This window comes from Pseudomonas sp. FG-3G (assembly GCF_901007645.1).
Lineage (GTDB): Bacteria > Pseudomonadota > Gammaproteobacteria > Pseudomonadales > Pseudomonadaceae > Aquipseudomonas > Aquipseudomonas rhizophila.
Genome location: NZ_CAAKGZ010000013.1, coordinates 12,706 through 28,567, shown reverse-complemented (window position 1 = coordinate 28,567; position 15,862 = coordinate 12,706). Strand labels below are relative to the sequence as shown.

The 15,862-nt window shown below is 61.1% G+C and carries 15 protein-coding genes; 9 read left to right on the top strand and 6 right to left on the bottom strand.

What is annotated here, in order from left to right; all coding sequences use genetic code 11:
• Both PSEUDOMOFG3G_RS06150 and PSEUDOMOFG3G_RS06145 read right to left on the bottom strand, forming a co-directional pair.
• Entirely contained in the window at positions 1 to 459 is a 459-nt protein-coding gene (locus PSEUDOMOFG3G_RS06150; RefSeq protein WP_139049430.1) for a transposase, read from the bottom strand.
• A 211-nt stretch (positions 460 to 670) separates the two neighbouring features.
• Complete coding sequence (locus PSEUDOMOFG3G_RS06145) at positions 671 to 1,111, bottom strand: heme-binding protein (protein WP_139049429.1); 441 nt, start codon at positions 1,109 to 1,111, stop codon at positions 671 to 673.
• A 266-nt stretch (positions 1,112 to 1,377) separates the two neighbouring features.
• Here PSEUDOMOFG3G_RS06145 and gcl point away from each other — a divergent pair, with 266 nt between their 5' ends.
• The 9 genes from gcl (at position 1,378) to PSEUDOMOFG3G_RS06100 (ending at position 12,292) form a co-directional block, all read left to right on the top strand.
• The gene (gene gcl, locus PSEUDOMOFG3G_RS06140; RefSeq protein WP_139049428.1) at positions 1,378 to 3,153 is read left to right on the top strand and encodes a glyoxylate carboligase; all 1,776 of its coding nucleotides are present in this window, start codon (positions 1,378 to 1,380) and stop codon (positions 3,151 to 3,153) included.
• Positions 3,154 to 3,290: 137 nt separating this feature from the next.
• The gene (hyi, locus tag PSEUDOMOFG3G_RS06135; protein WP_139049427.1) at positions 3,291 to 4,073 is read left to right on the top strand and encodes a hydroxypyruvate isomerase; all 783 of its coding nucleotides are present in this window, start codon (positions 3,291 to 3,293) and stop codon (positions 4,071 to 4,073) included.
• A 163-nt stretch (positions 4,074 to 4,236) separates the two neighbouring features.
• Entirely contained in the window at positions 4,237 to 5,127 is an 891-nt protein-coding gene (locus PSEUDOMOFG3G_RS06130) for a 2-hydroxy-3-oxopropionate reductase (protein WP_139049426.1), read from the top strand.
• A gap of 150 nt (positions 5,128 to 5,277) precedes the next feature.
• Positions 5,278 to 6,558 (top strand): glycerate kinase, encoded by a 1,281-nt coding sequence (locus PSEUDOMOFG3G_RS06125; RefSeq protein ID WP_047229609.1) that lies wholly within the window; start codon positions 5,278 to 5,280, stop codon positions 6,556 to 6,558.
• Positions 6,548 to 7,963 (top strand): pyruvate kinase, encoded by a 1,416-nt coding sequence (gene pyk, locus PSEUDOMOFG3G_RS06120; RefSeq protein ID WP_047229610.1) that lies wholly within the window; start codon positions 6,548 to 6,550, stop codon positions 7,961 to 7,963. Before PSEUDOMOFG3G_RS06125 ends, pyk begins: the two co-directional genes overlap by 11 nt.
• 123 nt (positions 7,964 to 8,086) lie before the next feature.
• Positions 8,087 to 8,989, top strand: a complete 903-nt coding sequence (locus tag PSEUDOMOFG3G_RS06115) for an urea transporter (RefSeq protein ID WP_139049425.1) — start codon at positions 8,087 to 8,089, stop codon at positions 8,987 to 8,989.
• Positions 8,990 to 9,010: 21 nt separating this feature from the next.
• Positions 9,011 to 9,832, top strand: coding sequence for an ion transporter (locus PSEUDOMOFG3G_RS06110; RefSeq protein WP_139049424.1), 822 nt, complete (start codon positions 9,011 to 9,013; stop codon positions 9,830 to 9,832).
• A gap of 94 nt (positions 9,833 to 9,926) precedes the next feature.
• Positions 9,927 to 10,925 (top strand): sulfate ABC transporter substrate-binding protein, encoded by a 999-nt coding sequence (locus PSEUDOMOFG3G_RS06105; protein WP_139049423.1) that lies wholly within the window; start codon positions 9,927 to 9,929, stop codon positions 10,923 to 10,925.
• Positions 10,926 to 11,086: 161 nt separating this feature from the next.
• Positions 11,087 to 12,292 (top strand): MFS transporter, encoded by a 1,206-nt coding sequence (locus PSEUDOMOFG3G_RS06100; protein WP_076383802.1) that lies wholly within the window; start codon positions 11,087 to 11,089, stop codon positions 12,290 to 12,292.
• A 63-nt stretch (positions 12,293 to 12,355) separates the two neighbouring features.
• Here PSEUDOMOFG3G_RS06100 and PSEUDOMOFG3G_RS06095 read toward each other — a convergent pair whose 3' ends face one another.
• From PSEUDOMOFG3G_RS06095 to PSEUDOMOFG3G_RS06080, 4 genes are all read right to left on the bottom strand, one after another.
• A complete protein-coding gene (locus tag PSEUDOMOFG3G_RS06095) occupies positions 12,356 to 12,547 on the bottom strand; it encodes a PLDc N-terminal domain-containing protein (protein WP_047229615.1) in 192 nt (63 codons plus the stop codon).
• Positions 12,548 to 12,618: 71 nt separating this feature from the next.
• A complete protein-coding gene (locus PSEUDOMOFG3G_RS06090; RefSeq protein WP_139049422.1) occupies positions 12,619 to 13,149 on the bottom strand; it encodes a hypothetical protein in 531 nt (176 codons plus the stop codon).
• A 144-nt stretch (positions 13,150 to 13,293) separates the two neighbouring features.
• On the bottom strand, positions 13,294 to 13,812 hold the full coding sequence (locus PSEUDOMOFG3G_RS06085; RefSeq protein WP_047229617.1) for an ankyrin repeat domain-containing protein: 519 nt from the start codon (positions 13,810 to 13,812) through the stop codon (positions 13,294 to 13,296).
• Positions 13,813 to 13,906: 94 nt separating this feature from the next.
• On the bottom strand, positions 13,907 to 15,733 hold the full coding sequence (locus tag PSEUDOMOFG3G_RS06080) for a long-chain-acyl-CoA synthetase (protein ID WP_139049421.1): 1,827 nt from the start codon (positions 15,731 to 15,733) through the stop codon (positions 13,907 to 13,909).
• Between the last annotated feature and the right edge of the window lie 129 nt (positions 15,734 to 15,862).

The following is a 15,862-nucleotide window of genomic DNA, read 5'->3' as shown; positions in this document are numbered from 1 at the left end:
TCAAAGCCAAATGGCATCCCACAGCGGATAATCGCCAAGCCGCTTCACGAGACCTGCCCGCAACGGGTTAGCGACGACATAGCGCGCCATTATGATCAACTCTTCTTCCCGCCGCAGTGCGCGGTCATGGTATCCCGGTTGCCAAAGGCGACCTCTCTGCCCTGTGGATATGTTCACCGCCCGAGCACTCAAGGACTTGGTTTTTTGCATCAACTCATTCAACGGGCTTTGCTGCAATTCAATCAACCAATGGAAATGATCAGGCATGACCACCCAAGCCAGTGACTTCGCCCATCCCTCATCCTGGGCACATCGAAACTGTTCAACGACCAACCTGCCTAAAGCGAAATCCTGAAAAATCGGCTTTCGCTCAGCCGTGTTAGAGGTCAATAAATAGATTCGATTCAACTCACCGTAACGGCCAGTACGCAAGCGATGTGAAGCAGGTAAATCAGGCATTCCTTCGCCTCTCCAATGATCAGGTCATCAAAGGCTAGATCAGTGGATTTTGAATACCGGGCAGACTCTTGGCTGGATGTGTCTGGGAGGTCATCATCGCGAGCAAGCTCGCTCCCACACAGGGTTTGCGGTGTTCAGACATTATGTGTCCAACATCAACCCCTGTGGGAGCGAGCTTGCTCGCGATGACGCCAGTCCATTCACCACAAAATCAAGCAACCACCCCGACATCCGCCCTCAACTGCAGCGCCTCCACGGCCCTGATCGCCACCTGCTCATCCACATCCGAAACATCCCCACTGACACCAATCGCCCCCAGCACCCTCCCCTCCTGATCCCTGATCAACACCCCACCCGGGGCCGGTACGACGTTGCCTTGGCCCAACCCATTCAAAGCGGCAAAGAACGCCGGGCGTTGTTGGGCGTCCTGGGCCAGCAGGCGCGAGCCTTTGCCCAGGGCGATGGCGCCCCAGGCCTTGCCGATGGCGATCTGAGGGCGAAGCAGGCTCGCGCCGTCTTCGCGTTGCAAGGCAATCAGATGGCCGCCGCTGTCCAGGACCGCAATGGTCAGCGGTGCAGCGCTGATTTCACGGCCTGCGGCAAGGGCTTGCCCCGTCAGGCTGACGGCGACTTTCAAGGTTAAAGCGCTCATGGGTGCTGTCCTTTTTTTGTTGTGGGAAGCGTTCCTGGCATTGCCTTTGGCAAAACCAGACGCAAACAATAGAACACAATGATAATATTTTTTGTATACAATAAATCCAACAACGTAACCTTATCGACGAAAAGCCACAGCATTTACGGCCTTCCGACGAATGAAACAGGTGCTTGAGAAAATGGATTGACCTGCGCCGTCCACCGTGAATACACTCAACGCAAAGCCACTTGTATACAATTACAAAACGTAAGAGGCACAAAATCATGAGCAAAATGAGAGCAATCGAAGCCGCCGTTCTGGTGATGCGCCGTGAAGGCGTGGACACCGCCTTCGGCATCCCGGGTGCCGCGATCAACCCGCTGTACTCTGCCCTGCAAAAGGTGGGTGGCATCGATCATGTCCTCGCTCGCCACGTTGAAGGCGCCTCCCACATGGCCGAGGGCTACACCCGCACCAAGGCCGGTAACATTGGCGTGTGCATCGGCACCTCGGGGCCGGCGGGGACCGACATGGTGACGGGGCTCTACAGCGCTTCGGCCGACTCGATCCCGATCCTGTGCATCACCGGCCAAGCGCCCCGCGCCCGCCTGCACAAGGAAGATTTCCAGGCTGTGGATATCACCAGCATCGTCAAACCGGTGACCAAGTGGGCCACCACCGTTCTGGAACCGGGCCAGGTGCCGTACGCTTTCCAGAAAGCCTTCTTTGAGATGCGCTCCGGCCGACCGGGCCCGGTGTTGATCGACCTGCCGTTCGACGTGCAGATGGCCGAGATCGAGTTCGACATCGACGCCTACCAACCGCTGCCCCTGGCCAAACCCGCCGCCAACCGCGTACAGATCGAAAAGGCCCTGGCCATGCTCGATCAGGCCGAGCGCCCCTTGCTGGTGGCCGGCGGCGGGATCATCAACGCCGATGCCAGTGAGCTGCTGGTGGAGTTCGCTGAGCTGACCGGCATCCCAGTCATCCCTACCTTGATGGGCTGGGGCACCATCCCTGACGATCACCCGCTGATGGTCGGCATGGTCGGCCTGCAAACCTCCCACCGCTATGGCAATGCGACGCTGCTCAAATCGGACGTGGTGCTGGGTATCGGCAACCGCTGGGCCAACCGCCACACCGGTTCGGTGGATGTCTACACCGAAGGCCGCACCTTCATTCATTTGGACATCGAGCCGACCCAGATCGGCCGTGTGTTTACCCCCGACCTGGGCATTGTGTCCGACGCCGCTTCGGCACTGACGGCGTTCATCGAAGTCGCCCGCGAATGGCAAGCCGCCGGCAAACTGAAAAACCGCAGCGCCTGGCTGCAGGATTGCCAACAGCGCAAGGCCAGCCTGCAGCGCAAGACTCACTTCGACAACGTACCGGTCAAGCCCCAGCGTGTGTACGAAGAAATGAACCAGGTCTTCGGCAAGGACACCTGCTACGTCAGCACCATCGGGCTGTCGCAGATCGCCGGGGCGCAGTTCCTGCACGTCTACAAACCGCGCCACTGGATCAACTGCGGCCAGGCCGGCCCGTTGGGCTGGACCATTCCGGCGGCACTGGGGGTGGTCAAGGCCGACCCGAGCCGCAAGGTCGTGGCGTTGTCGGGCGACTATGACTTCCAGTTCATGATCGAAGAGCTGGCGGTAGGCGCGCAGTTCAAGCTGCCGTACATCCACGTGGTGGTGAACAACTCCTACCTGGGGTTGATCCGCCAGGCCCAGCGCGGGTTCGACATGGACTATTGCGTGCAACTGTCCTTCGACAACCTCAACGCCCCGGAACTCAACGGTTATGGCGTGGACCACGTCGCCGTGGCCGAGGGCCTGGGTTGCAAGGCGCTGCGGGTGTTCGAACCGTCCGGCATCCAGCCGGCGCTGCGCAAGGCCCAGGAGTTGATCGAAGAATTCAAGGTGCCGGTGATCGTCGAGATCATCCTGGAACGGGTGACCAACATTTCCATGGGCACCGAGATCAACGCCGTCAACGAATTCGAAGACCTGGCGCTGGTGGGCAACGATGCGCCGACAGCGATTTCGTTGCTCGATTGAATGCCGACGCACTCCTGTGGGAGCGAGCTTGCTCGCGATGACGGCGCTACATTCAACATGGATGCAAGCAGACACACCGCTATCGCGAGCAAGCTCGCACCCACAGGGGGCCTGCCAACTATTTATAGGAGACCACCATGCCGCGTTTTGCAGCCAACCTGTCCATGCTGTTCACCGAGCAGGATTTCCTCGCCCGTTTCGAAGCGGCCGCCAACGCCGGTTTCACGGGTGTCGAATACCTGTTCCCTTATGACTACAGCTCCGCCGAGCTCAAGGCGCTGCTCCAGGCCAATGGCCTGACCCAGGTGCTGTTCAACCTGCCGGCCGGAGACTGGGCCAAGGGCGAGCGCGGCATTGCCTGTCTGCCGGACCGGGTTGAAGAGTTCCGCTCGGGCGTTGACCTGGCGATCGCTTATGCCCAGGTGCTGGGCAACACCCAGGTCAACTGCCTGGCCGGCATTTGTCCGCAGAACTGCGACAAGGCCCTGGTGGAGAAAACCTTCGTCGCCAACCTGAAATACGCTGCCGAGAAGCTGCAGGCCAAAGGCATCAAGCTGGTGGTGGAAGCCATCAACACCCGCGACATTCCCGGTTTCTACTTGAACAACACCGCCCAGGCCCTGTCGATCCGCGAGCAGGTGGGCAGCGCCAACCTGTTCCTGCAATACGACATCTACCACATGCAAATCATGGAAGGCGACCTGGCCCGGACCCTGTCGGCGCACCTGGGTCAGATCAACCATGTGCAACTGGCGGACAACCCGGGACGCAACGAGCCGGGAACCGGCGAGATCAACTACCGCTTCCTGTTCGAACACTTGGACCGCATCGGTTACCAGGGCTGGGTCGGCTGCGAATACAAGCCGCTGACCAGCACGGAAGCGGGTCTGGGGTGGCTGAAAAGCCATAACGCGATTTGACCCGATACGGCCTTTGTGGCGAGGGAGCTTGCTCCCGCTCGGCTGCGAAGCAGACGCATGATTTTTCACCCAACATGGATTTCTGGGGCCGCTTCGCGACCCAGCGGGAGCAAGCTCCCTCGCCACAGAGACCCGGGACATCTAAATAAGAGAGGATTTTCTCATGGCTAAAATCGGATTCATCGGCACCGGCATCATGGGCCACCCCATGGCAATGAACCTGCAAAAGGCCGGGCACAATCTGTTCCTGAGCCAGCACCACGACCCGGCCCCCGCCGATCTGCTGGCCGGCGGCGCGGTGGCGCTGGCCAACCCGAAGGAAGTCGCCCAGGAAGCCGAGTTCATCATCGTCATGGTCCCGGACACCCCGCAGGTCGATGACGTGCTGTTTCGCGCCGATGGCGTCGCGGCGGGCGTGAGCACGGGCAAGGTGGTCATCGACATGAGCTCGATCTCCCCCACCGCCACCAAGGCGTTCGCGGCCAGGATCAATGAAAAAGGTGCGCAATACCTCGATGCCCCCGTGTCCGGTGGTGAAGTCGGCGCCAAAGCCGCCACGCTGAGCATCATGGTCGGCGGCGACGGCGGCGCTTTCGAGCGCGCCCTGCCGCTGTTCCAGGCCATGGGCAAGAACATCACCCTGGTGGGCGGCAACGGCGACGGCCAGACCGCGAAAGTGGCGAACCAGATCATCGTCGCGCTGAACATCCAGGCCGTGGCCGAAGCCCTGCTGTTCGCCGCGAAAAACGGCGCCGATCCGGCCAAGGTTCGCGAAGCGTTGATGGGCGGTTTTGCCTCTTCGAAGATCCTGGAAGTACACGGCGAGCGCATGATCAAGGGCACCTTCGATCCGGGCTTCCGCATCAGCCTGCACCAGAAGGACCTGAACCTGGCCCTGCAAGGCGCCAAGGAGCTGAACATCAACCTGCCCAACACCGCCAACGCCCAGCAAGTTTTCAGCACCTGCGCGGCCATCGGCGGCAGCAACTGGGATCACTCGGCGTTGATCAAGGGGTTGGAGCACATGGCGAATTTCTCGATTCGCGACAAGTAAACCTGCACTAACCCCTGTGGGAGCGAGCCTGCTCGCGATAGCGGTCTTACATTCAACACATAAAGTGACTGGATTAACGCCATCGCGAGCAGGCTCGCTCCCACAGGGAATCGAGTCGCTTCATCCAATAATAAAAATCGGGAGTCCGCCATGTCGGTCGATCCGCAACAATTGCTGCGCGAGCTGTTTGCCACAGCCATCGATGCGGCCCATCCGCAGCATGTCCTTGAACAGTATCTGCCCAGCGATCGCAGCGGCCGGGTGATCGTCATCGGCGCCGGCAAGGCCGCCGCGGCGATGGCGCAGGTGGTCGAGCGCTGCTGGCAGGGCGACGTCACCGGTTTGGTGGTGACCCGCTACGGCCATGGCGCGCCTTGCCAGAAGATCGAAGTAGTGGAAGCCGCTCACCCGGTGCCTGATGCGGCGGGCCTGGCGGTGGCCCAACGGGTGCTGGAGCTGGTCAGCAACCTCAACGAAGACGACCGGGTGATTTTCCTGCTGTCCGGCGGCGGCTCGGCGTTGCTGGCGCTGCCGGCAGCTGGCATCACCCTGGCCGACAAGCAATCGATCAACAAGGCTTTGCTCAAGTCCGGTGCCACCATCGGCGAGATGAATTGCGTGCGCAAACATCTCTCGGCAATCAAGGGCGGGCGCCTGGGCAAGGCCTGCTGGCCGGCGACGGTCTACACCTACGCGATTTCCGATGTGCCCGGCGACCTCGCCACGGTCATCGCCTCCGGCCCCACCGTGGCCGACCCCAGTACGTCGGCCGAAGCCTTGGCGATCCTCAAGCGCTACAACATTGAAGTACCGGCCTCGGTGCGCAACTGGTTGCAAAGCCCGGAATCGGAAACCGTCAAACCCGGCGACCCGCGCCTGGCCCGCAGTCACTTCCAATTGATCGCCCGTCCCCAACAATCACTGGAAGCGGCGGCGGTGAAAGCCCGCCAGGCCGGTTTCAGCCCGTTGATCCTCGGCGACCTGGAAGGCGAATCCCGGGAAGTGGCCAAAGTCCACGCCGGTATCGCCCGGCAAATCGCCCTGCACGGCCAGCCTCTGGCGGCGCCATGCGTGATCCTCTCCGGCGGCGAAACCACAGTCACCGTGCACGGCAATGGCCGGGGCGGACGCAACGCAGAATTCCTGCTCAGCCTGACCGACAGCCTCAAGGGCCATCCCGGCATTTACGCACTGGCCGGTGACACGGACGGCATCGACGGTTCCGAAGACAACGCCGGCGCCATCATGACCCCGGACAGCTATCGCCGAGCCGCCGAACTGGGCCTGAGCGCCAGCGACGAGCTGGACAATAACAATGGCTACGGCTACTTCGCCGCGCTGGAGGCGTTGATCGTTACCGAGCCGACGCGCACCAACGTCAACGACTTTCGCGCCATCCTGATTCTTGAGAACCCCAAACATGACGCCTGATAAAAAGGTCAAGATTCTCGCGACCCTTGGCCCCGCAACCCGTGGGATCGATGACATCCGTGAACTGGTGCAAGCCGGCGTGAATATTTTCCGCCTGAACTTCAGCCACGGCGAGCATGCCGACCACGCCCAGCGCTACCAGTGGATTCGTGACGTCGAGCAGCAGCTCAACTACCCACTGGGCATTCTGATGGACTTGCAGGGCCCGAAACTTCGCGTGGGTACATTCGCCGACGGCAAAGTGCTGCTGCAACGCGGCCAGGCCCTGCGCCTGGATCTGGACGCCACGCCCGGCGATGAACAGCGGGTCAACCTGCCCCACCCACAGATCATCGCGGCCCTGGAGCCGGGCATGGACCTGCTGCTGGACGACGGCAAGCTGCGCCTGCGTGTGACCACCAAACACGCCGATGCCATCGACACCCAAGTGCTCAACGGCGGCGAACTGTCAGACCGCAAAGGCGTGAATGTGCCCCAGGCCGTGCTCGACATGAGCCCGCTGACCGCCAAGGACCGTCGCGACTTGAGCTTTGGCCTGGAGCTGGGCGTGGACTGGGTGGCGCTGTCGTTCGTGCAGCGCCCCGAGGACATCCGCGAGGCGCGTGCGTTGATTGGCGACAAGGCATTCCTGATGGCCAAGATCGAGAAACCGTCGGCGGTGACCCAGCTTCGGGAGATCGCCGAACTGAGCGACGCGATCATGGTTGCCCGGGGTGACTTGGGTGTCGAAGTACCGGCCGAAAGCGTGCCGCAGATCCAGAAGAACATCATCGGCACCTGCCGCGCCCTTGGTAAACCGGTGGTGGTGGCCACGCAGATGCTCGAATCCATGCGTTTTTCTCCCGCACCCACCCGAGCCGAAGTCACCGACGTGGCCAACGCCGTGGCTGAAGGGGCCGATGCAGTGATGCTGTCGGCGGAAACCGCGTCGGGCGATTACCCCCTCGAAGCCGTGCAGATGATGAGCAAGATCATCCGCCAGGTGGAGAACGGCCCGGATTACCAGGCGCAGTTGGATGTCAGCCGGCCGAAGGCCGAAGCCACGGCGTCGGACGCCATCAGTTGCGCAATCCGGCGTATCAGCAACGTGCTGCCGGTGGCGGTGCTGGTGAACTACAGCGAATCGGGCAGCTCCAGCCTGCGGGCGGCGCGGGAGCGGCCGACGGTGCCGATCCTCAACCTCACGCCCAACCTGCAAGCAGCCCGCCGTCTGACCGTGGCCTGGGGCGTGCATTCGGTGGTCAACGATCGGCTGCGCCAGGTGGACGAAGTGTGTTCCACCGCCCTGGAAATCGCCCAGGCCCAGGGCATGGCCCAACGCGGCGACACCCTGCTGATCACAGCCGGCGTGCCGTTCGGGCAGCCGGGGTCGACCAATTCGCTGCGCATCGAGACGTTGATCTAGCGTTTGTACTGGCCTCATCGCGAGCAAGCTCGCTCCCACAGGGGTTTGTGATCGCCGCAAATCCAGTGTGGGAGCGAGCTTGCTCGCGATAAGGGCAACTCCGTCCCATCAGACATACCCACCATGCCCTACACCCACTGCCCCGACTGGGCCACCGCCCTGCTCAACGGCTTCAGCCAGATTTTCCTCCAGCGTCATCCGCTGTGCGGTCTGCTGTGCCTGCTGGCGATTCTCTTCACCGCACCCGCCTTGTTTGGCGGTGCGTTACTCGGCGGCGTGGCCGGGTTGCTCACCGCCCAGCGACGCGGTTATGCGAAGGTTGATCGACAGGCCGGACTGTTCAGTTACAACGGCATCCTGCTGGGCTTGCTATTGAGCCTCGCGTTACCCTGGTCAGCCGTGTTGCCGCCATTGATTATTGCCAGCGGCGGCCTCAGCGCGATGTTGACCGAGCAATGGCTCAAGCGCAGCCGTGGCCCTCAGTGCCTGCCCGCCTACACCGCGCCGTTCGTGGCGCTGGGCTGGTTGCTGCTGAGTTTTGCCCCGGCACAGCCCTCACCCATTTCAGTTGAACTGACGATGCCCGATTTGCTGGCCGCTTGTTGGAGCGGACTCGGTCAGGTCATGTTTCTCGACCAGCCATTCGCCGGTGCGCTGATCGCTGTGGGATTGTTGATTGCCAATCCACGCGCCGCCGGGTGGGCGATGCTGGGTTCAGCCGCAGGCCTGGGGTTCTCCCTGCTGCATCACGACACGACCCAAGCCCTGTCGGGGCTCGGCGGTTATAACCCGGCCCTGGTGGCGCTGGCCCTCAGCCAACAACGCCGCCAGCGATGGTTGCCGCTGGCGGGTATTGTGCTGGCGCTCATACTCACACCGGGCTTTCTTGCCCTCGGTCTGGCGCCGCTGACCGCGCCCTTCATCCTGGCCTGCTGGCTGGTTCATGCCACCCACCGAGTGTGGCAACAGGCCAGTCGGGACACTGCGCCTTGCGCTTTGCGGGGCAATCACCCTAGGCTTCGCTGACTATTGGTTCAGGCGAAGGTTATGGATAGCAGCAACTGGCGTGAACGCCTCTACGTGATCATTTTCCAGACCGACACCGTGGCCGGCCGGCGCTTCGACAGCACACTGCTGTTGATCATCCTCGCCAGCCTGGTGATCGTGATGCTCGACAGCATCGACAGCGTGCACCAGAACTACGCCTCCCTGCTGGCCGCCATCGAATGGGGGTTCACCTTCATCTTCATCGTCGAATATGGCCTGCGCCTGTACTGCTCGCCCAAGCCCCTGCGCTATGCGTTCAGCTTCTACGGCCTGGTGGACTTGCTGGCGATCGTGCCTGGGATCCTGGCGCTGTACTACAGCGACGCCCAGTATCTGCTGATCGTTCGCATCATTCGCATGCTGCGGATATTCCGCGTGCTCAAGCTCAGCCCTTACCTCAAGCAAGCCAACTACCTACTGGCGGCGCTGCGGGGCAGCAAGCAGAAAATCATCGTGTTCCTGGTCAGCGTCTCGACCCTGGTGACCGTGTTCGGCACCTTGATGTACGTCATCGAAGGTCCCGAGAACGGTTTCACCAGCATTCCCAAGGGCATCTATTGGGCCATCGTCACACTGACCACCGTGGGCTTTGGCGATATCGTGCCCAAGACACCGTTGGGCCAGGTGGTTTCGTCCCTGGTGATGATCACCGGTTACTCGATCATCGCCGTGCCGACGGGCATTTTCACCGCTGAGCTGGCCACGGCCATGCGCGGTGACCAGCTCAAGCATGATTGTCCGGTCTGCAGCAAAAACAACCACGATCATGGAGCTGCGTTCTGCTCCCGTTGCGGCAATGCACTGTTTAAGAAATTGGAATAAGCAAAGCACTTTTTAATGCTTGATGGCCTATTGGCTTGCCGCTAGTGTGCCGGCTAATTGCCCGGAACCCCTTTCAAATAAAAAGGAATTCGCAGTGAAGAACTTCTTTGGTGCCTCCCTTCTCGCCGCTGGCCTGACCTTTGGCAGCCTGGCCCACGCCGCCCCGCCCCTGCTCAACGTTTCCTATGACGTGATGCGCGATTTCTACAAGGACTACAACACGGCTTTCCAGAAACACTGGCAGGCCGAGCACAACGAAAACATCATCGTGCAGATGTCTTTCGGCGGTTCCAGCAAGCAGGCTCGCTCGGTGATCGACGGGCTGCCAGCTGACGTCATCACCATGAATATGGCCACCGACATCAATGCCCTGGCGGATAACGGCAAACTGGTGCCCGAAAACTGGGTCACCCGCTTGCCGAACAACAGTGCCCCGTTCACCTCGGCCACCGTGTTCATCGTGCGCAAGGGCAACCCGAAAGCGCTGAAAGATTGGCCCGACCTGCTCAAGGACGGCGTGCAGGTGATCGTGCCCAACCCAAAGACCTCCGGCAACGGTCGCTACACCTACCTGTCGGCCTGGGGGTATGTGCTCAAGAATGGCGGTGACGAGAACAACGCCAAAGCCTTCGTCGGCAAACTGTTCAAGCAGGCGCCGGTACTGGATACCGGTGGCCGTGCCGCGACGACCACTTTCATGACCAACCAGATCGGCGACGTGCTGGTGACCTTTGAAAACGAAGCCGAGATGATCGCCCGCGAATTTGGCCGCGACCAGTTCGAGGTGATCTACCCGAGCGTTTCTGCCGAAGCCGAGCCACCGGTGAGCGTGGTCGATAAAGTGGTCGAGAAGAAAGGTTCTCGCGAGGCCGCCGAGGCCTACCTCAAGTACCTGTGGTCGCCCGAAGGCCAGGAAATCGCCGCCGCCAACTACCTGCGCCCACGGGACCCTGCGGTACTCGCCAAATACACCGACCGTTTCCCGAAAGTGGACTTCCTGCCCGTGGAAAAAACCTTCGGCGACTGGCGCACAGTGCAGAAGACTCACTTCAATGACGGTGGGGTTTTCGACCAGATCTACAGCGGGCAATAACGTCCTATCCACATTTGATCGTTCCCAGGCCCCGCGTGGGAACGATCACGCCTGTTTCATCATCAATAGCAAGCATGTCCGATATCAGCCACAAAGCCTGTTCCAGAGCCCGCTAACTCTTTAGCCTCACGCCATCCTTTCAAGCTACTAATGAGATTGCCATGAGTGCCCATCCCTCCTCCGTGCCCGCCGGTACAAGCCTGACTCGCGGCATGGTCCTGCTCTTCGCCTTCTGCTGCGGCGCCATTGTCGCCAACATCTACTACGCCCAGCCCATTATCGAACTGATCGCACCCGACGTCGGCCTGAGCAGCACCATGGCCAGCCTGATCGTCTCGCTGACTCAGATCGGTTATGCCCTGGGCCTGTTTTTCCTCGTGCCACTGGGGGACCTGCTGGAAAACCGTCGCCTGATGATCCTCACCACCGTTGTGGCGATTGCCAGTCTGTTGGCGGCAGCGTTCACCGACCAGCCGAACGTGTTCCTGCTGGTCTCGCTGCTGGTGGGTTTCAGTTCGGTGTCGGTGCAGGTGCTGATCCCGCTGGCCGCGCACTTGGCCCCGGAAGAGTCCAGAGGGCGGGTCGTGGGCGGGATCATGGGCGGCCTGCTGCTGGGGATCCTGCTGGCGCGGCCGATCTCAAGCGTGGTGGCCGATCACTTCGGCTGGCGGGCGATGTTCATGATCGCCGCCGCCTTGATGGCGGCGATCAGCATCGTCCTCGCATTGACCGTGCCAAAGCGCCAACCCGACCACAGCGCCTCTTATGGCCAGCTGCTGGGCTCGCTCGGCACCCTGTTGCGCCAGCAGCCATTGTTGCGCCAACGAGCCTTTTACCAGGCCTGCATGTTCGCCACCTTCAGCCTGTTCTGGACCGCCGTGCCGCTGGAACTGTCGCGCAATCATGGCCTGTCGCAAACTGAAATCGCCCTGTTCGCCCTGGTCGGTGCCATTGGCGCCATCGCCGCGCCCATTGCCGGTCGCCTGGCGGATGCCGGTCATACCCGCATCGCTTCGTTGCTGGCAATGCTGTTGGCCAGCCTGAGTTTTCTGCCAGCGTTCATCCATCCGCTCTACAGCGTCATCGGCCTGGCGGTTACGGGCGTGGTGCTGGATTTCTGTGTGCAGATGAACATGGTCCTGGGCCAGCGCACCATCTATGCCCTCGACGCCAAAAGCCGCAGTCGTCTCAATGCGCTGTACATGACCAGCATCTTCGTCGGCGGCGCGTTTGGTTCATCGATTGCCAGCGCGGTGTACGAGCACGGCGGCTGGTTATGGGTGGTGATCGTCGGCAGCGGCTTCCCGCTGCTGGCCTTGCTGAGTTTCCTGAAGACCTCGAAAAAACACGCACTGGCGACGGCCTGATACCGTCGCGACAGGGTCGCAATGCCCGGCGGCCGAGGCCTGCCGGGCAACATCAAAAAGCGATCAGATCCGCACGTTGCCTCGCGGCCCGGCAATCGCCCAGATGATCAGGCCCAGCACCGGCAACAGAAGGATCAACAGCACCCACAGGACTTTTGCCCCCGTTCCCGCGCCACTCTTGAGCACATTGATGATCGCCCAGATATCGAGCGCCAGGATGATCAGACCAATCAGGCCGTTGAAGGTGGAACCCATGGTGTCGCTCCCAGATGGTGATATGCCCACTTAGGATAGCGGGGGCCCGGCGAGGGTTCCGTTTTATTGCGTCAGACGTGGATCGCAACCTTCAACGCTTCCAGGGCCGGCGCGGCGGCGATGCCGACTTCGGCGCACAGCTCCAGCACGCGCGGCACGTCGTTGCCATACACCAGAACCATTTGCAGTTCATCGTCGAGCAACTGGCTGAAATTCATCAGCACATAACCGCCGTTTTCCTTGTTCAGACTGCTCATCTGGATCTGGATGCGATTGAGCGCCGTCAGGGCTTCGGTTTTCGCCAGTTGCTTGGGCTTGAGGTTGAAGGCCACACCGGGCCCGAACGAGGCAACGATCTGTTCGAACAGCTCTACATAAGAGTCGGCCTGAAACAACACGGTGTCCGGCAGACTCCCCACCACCACCCACTCCCCCAGTGGAATCGGAAAGCTGTCGTCGTAGTTGATGTCCGGGTTGGCCGCCAGAAAAGCCGCCGGGTCGGCGTAGGCCTGGGCCGCTTCGTCAGCGATTTTCGCAACGTCCGCATCGCCCAGGCAGCCGGAGCTTATTTTGCTGATGAGTTCGACGAGTGCGGCTTTCATGGGGAAAATCCTGTGGCGATTGGGTTTTGAGGGCGCGCAGGATAGCGCATCACATTGATTGAGTCAGAAAGCTGTGGCCTGGGAGCTTTTGTGGCGAGGGGATTTATCCCCGCTGGGCTGCAAAGCAGCCCTAAAAGATAGGGATCAACCCAACAACTTCTCCAACTGCGCCGTGGTATCCACCGCGCCCATGGTCCTGGCTGCATCCAGCGCCGAGACGCCGTTTGCATCCTTGGCCTTGGGGTCGGCGCCTTTGCTGATCAGGTAATCGACGATCTCCACACGATTGAACATCGCCGCCATCATCAACGCGGTGCGACCATCGAAGGACGAGCCTTCCACCTGCGCCCCGCCGTCTACCAGCGCGGTGACCACGGCCAGGTCGCCCTTGAACGCCGCACCGGCAATCGGGCTCTGGCCATTGTCATTGCGGATTTCCGGATCAGCCTTGTTTTCCAGCAATACCTTCACCGTCTCCACATGCCCGTGGTAAGCGGCCAGCATCAGCAAGGTGTCACCCTTGTGATTGCGCAGGTTGGGGGGCAAACCTTTGCTCAGCAAGGCGGCCATCATGGCGGCGTCACCCTGGCGTGCGACATTGAACACCTGTTCGGCAAACTCCGCAGCCTCTTCCGGGGTCATCTGGCGGCTTGTATCGGACATGGGAAACTCCACTTAAGTCTTCGCAAAGCGGCTAGTTTCCCGAGGGACTCCAGGCCTGTCATCCCTTTTTTCTCTGCACCGTGCATAGTCAGAATCAATAACGGTACTGTCCCTGCTGAATCTGCGCCGCCAGTTGCCGGTCGACCCGCACGTAGGTCGCGGTGCCGGGCAGCCAGGCGTAGACCGGCTCATCGTCCGTGGCGCACGGGTCGAAGGCTTCGCTCTTGAGGCGGTTTTTCTGGTATTTGAAGGTGCCGGTGGTGTCCATTTTTACCTTGATGCGCAAGAACAACGGCACCGCATAGGCCGGCAACTTGCACTGCAAAAATTGCAACAGCTCAGCAAAATCCAGGGTAGCCAGGGATTCGGACGGAGTAATCGCCGCCATGCCGGCGCGGCCATTGGTGCCATTGATTTCGACGCCATAAGCCACCGCCTCGGCGATTTGCGCGTGCTGTAGCAATACGTTTTCAACTTCCGTGGTGGAGACGTTCTCGCCCTTCCAGCGATAGGTATCACCGAGGCGATCAACGAACTGCCCATGGCCGAAGCCGATGTTGCGCAGCAGGTCACCGGTATTGAAGTAACGGTCACCAGGAACGAAGACGTCCTTGAAGATGGTTTTTTCGGTCTTGGCCGGATCGGTGTAACCGTCCAGCGGCGCCTTGTCGTCAATGCGCGCCATCAGCAGGCCCGGTTCGCCCTTGGGTACTTTCTGCATCCGGCCTTGCAGGTTGCGCAACGGCGCCCCGCTGTCATGGTCGTACTGCACCAGTTCCCAGCCCATCAGGGAAAATCCGACGGTATTGTCGAAATTCAGCACATTGGTGAAGCCGATATTGCCGTCGCTGGCCGCGTACAGCTCGCAGATATGGTCGACACCAAAACGCGTCTTGAAGGCCGACCATGCCCCGGGGCGCAAGCCGTTGCCGATCATCTTCCGGACCTCGTGCCGCCGGTCCTCGGCACTGGCGGGCTGGTCGACCAGGTAGCGACACAATTCACCGACATAGCCCAGGGTGGTGGCCCGGTAACGGCGAACGTCACTCCAGAACTGGCTGGCGCTGAACTTGCGCCGGATCGCAAACCCCGAGGCGCCGCAGATCGCCGCTCCCCAGCACACGCACAGGCCCGTGGCGTGGTACAGCGGCAGCGTGCAATACAAGACATCCGCGGGCTGCATGTCCAGGGCGATCAGGCCGAAACTGGTGGAAGTGCGCATCCAGCGCCCGTGGCGAAACACCCCGGCCTTGGGCAGCCCGGTAGTGCCCGAGGTGTAGAGATAAAAACATGGGTCGTTGAAAAAAACCTGCTGACTGCTGGCCGGGTTCTCGCCTGGATGGCTGGCGCTGCTACTTATCAGATCGACAAAACCTGAAGGAACGACGGCGCTGTCCTGGTCGGCGACCCACCAGGTTCGGTGGCCGGACAGTGAGGTGCGGGCTCGCACGTCGTTGAAGGCCGCGACCCGTTCTGCCCCGACCACCACCGCGACAGGCGTGACCAACGCCAGGCTGTGCACCAGCGCGTCCCCGGTCTGCGAGGTGTTGACCATGGCGCTGACCGCACCGACCTTCGCCACCGCCAGCACCGTCACCAGCATCTCTGGCCGATTCTCGATGAAAATCGCCACGCAGTCGCCCTTGCCGATGCCCTGTGCCAACAGGTAATGAGCGATGCGATTGGCCTGTTCGTTGGCCTGCGCGTAACTCAATACCGTGTCGCCACACAACAACGCCGGCCCTTGGGGATTGCGCTGGGTGGCCTGTTCGAAACACCAGCCCAGGCCGCAAGGCTGGGTCGGGTCCTGGACGTTGGCGAGCTTCATGCCTTTGACGATACGGGGAATGGCTCTGGCAATAGTGGGTAGCTTGCGCAGCATCTTGCCCCAGGTAATGGCGTCGCTGGATGTACGACTCATGGTCACTCCCGTTCGACCTCGTGGGTCTGGGTTCTTGTTGTCAGGCTGGAGCTCAATTGCGCTCGAAATTACGCCAGCGATTCCGGCGCTGTACATGCGGTTTTTGCAATGTTTTGTATCCACCGTTCC

What these genes read in the sequence shown, in the direction of transcription:
- PSEUDOMOFG3G_RS06125 (WP_047229609.1), top strand. Translation starts at nt 5,278, where the DNA reads ATGTCGGTCGATCCGCAACAATTGCTGCGCGAGCTGTTTGCCACAGCC.
- PSEUDOMOFG3G_RS06080 (WP_139049421.1), bottom strand. Translation starts at nt 15,733, where the DNA reads ATGAGTCGTACATCCAGCGACGCCATTACCTGGGGCAAGATGCTGCGC.
- PSEUDOMOFG3G_RS06095 (WP_047229615.1), bottom strand. Translation starts at nt 12,547, where the DNA reads ATGGGTTCCACCTTCAACGGCCTGATTGGTCTGATCATCCTGGCGCTC.
- PSEUDOMOFG3G_RS06090 (WP_139049422.1), bottom strand. Translation starts at nt 13,149, where the DNA reads ATGAAAGCCGCACTCGTCGAACTCATCAGCAAAATAAGCTCCGGCTGC.
- PSEUDOMOFG3G_RS06110 (WP_139049424.1), top strand. Translation starts at nt 9,011, where the DNA reads ATGGATAGCAGCAACTGGCGTGAACGCCTCTACGTGATCATTTTCCAG.
- PSEUDOMOFG3G_RS06085 (WP_047229617.1), bottom strand. Translation starts at nt 13,812, where the DNA reads ATGTCCGATACAAGCCGCCAGATGACCCCGGAAGAGGCTGCGGAGTTT.
- PSEUDOMOFG3G_RS06130 (WP_139049426.1), top strand. Translation starts at nt 4,237, where the DNA reads ATGGCTAAAATCGGATTCATCGGCACCGGCATCATGGGCCACCCCATG.
- PSEUDOMOFG3G_RS06145 (WP_139049429.1), bottom strand. Translation starts at nt 1,111, where the DNA reads ATGAGCGCTTTAACCTTGAAAGTCGCCGTCAGCCTGACGGGGCAAGCC.
- PSEUDOMOFG3G_RS06100 (WP_076383802.1), top strand. Translation starts at nt 11,087, where the DNA reads ATGAGTGCCCATCCCTCCTCCGTGCCCGCCGGTACAAGCCTGACTCGC.
- hyi (WP_139049427.1), top strand. Translation starts at nt 3,291, where the DNA reads ATGCCGCGTTTTGCAGCCAACCTGTCCATGCTGTTCACCGAGCAGGAT.
- gcl (WP_139049428.1), top strand. Translation starts at nt 1,378, where the DNA reads ATGAGCAAAATGAGAGCAATCGAAGCCGCCGTTCTGGTGATGCGCCGT.
- PSEUDOMOFG3G_RS06150 (WP_139049430.1), bottom strand. Translation starts at nt 459, where the DNA reads ATGCCTGATTTACCTGCTTCACATCGCTTGCGTACTGGCCGTTACGGT.
- pyk (WP_047229610.1), top strand. Translation starts at nt 6,548, where the DNA reads ATGACGCCTGATAAAAAGGTCAAGATTCTCGCGACCCTTGGCCCCGCA.
- PSEUDOMOFG3G_RS06115 (WP_139049425.1), top strand. Translation starts at nt 8,087, where the DNA reads ATGCCCTACACCCACTGCCCCGACTGGGCCACCGCCCTGCTCAACGGC.